At 63.8% G+C, this 721-nt stretch carries 1 protein-coding gene; it reads right to left on the reverse strand.

What is annotated here, in order from left to right:
- Nucleotides 1-721: Ig-like domain-containing protein (locus tag AAHM40_RS27015; protein WP_342247441.1), on the reverse strand; the 721-nt coding region annotated here is incomplete at both ends.

The following is a 721-nucleotide window of genomic DNA, read 5'->3' on the forward strand; positions in this document are numbered from 1 at the left end:
GGTGCCATTGGCAGGCAGGGACTTGATCACGAAATGATCGACCGTGCCGTCGAGGTCCGAACCGCTGAGGGCGACCGGGATACCGGCCGAATCTTCATTGCCGGAGGCAGAAGTCACTGCCGTTTCCGGGGCATCGTTGACCGACGCCACGGTGATGGTGCCGGTGGCGGGCGTACCGTCTTCCAGCCCCTGGTTATCCACCGAGGCGTACTGGAAGTTGGTGGTGCCATTCCAGTTGGCCGAGGGCACGAAGGTGATGCTCGCGCCATTACCAGTAGCCGGGACGCTGTCGCCGATGGCCAGCGCCACGCCATTGAGGAACAGGGTGCCGTTGGCTGGCAGAGACTTGATGACGAAGTGATCGACCGTGCCGTCGAGGTCCGAACCGCTAAGCACAACCGGAATGCCGGCCGAGTCTTCATTGCCGGAGCCCGAGGCCGCCGCAGTGTCTGGGGCGTCATTGACCGACGCGACGGTGATGGTACCGGTAGCCGGCGTACCGTCTTCCAGGCCCTGGTTATCCACCGAGGCGTACTGGAAGTTGGTGGACCCGTTCCAGTTGGCATTCGGCACGAAGGTGACGGTGGCGCCATTGCCGGTGGCCGGGATGCTGTCGCCGATGGCCAGCGCGACGCCGTTCAGCAGCAGGGTGCCATTGGCAGGCAGGGACTTGATCACGAAATGATCGACCGTGCCGTCGAGGTCCGAACCGCTAAGCACA

Source organism: Pseudomonas sp. OTU5201 (genome assembly GCF_038440135.1).
Classification (GTDB): domain Bacteria; phylum Pseudomonadota; class Gammaproteobacteria; order Pseudomonadales; family Pseudomonadaceae; genus Metapseudomonas; species Metapseudomonas resinovorans.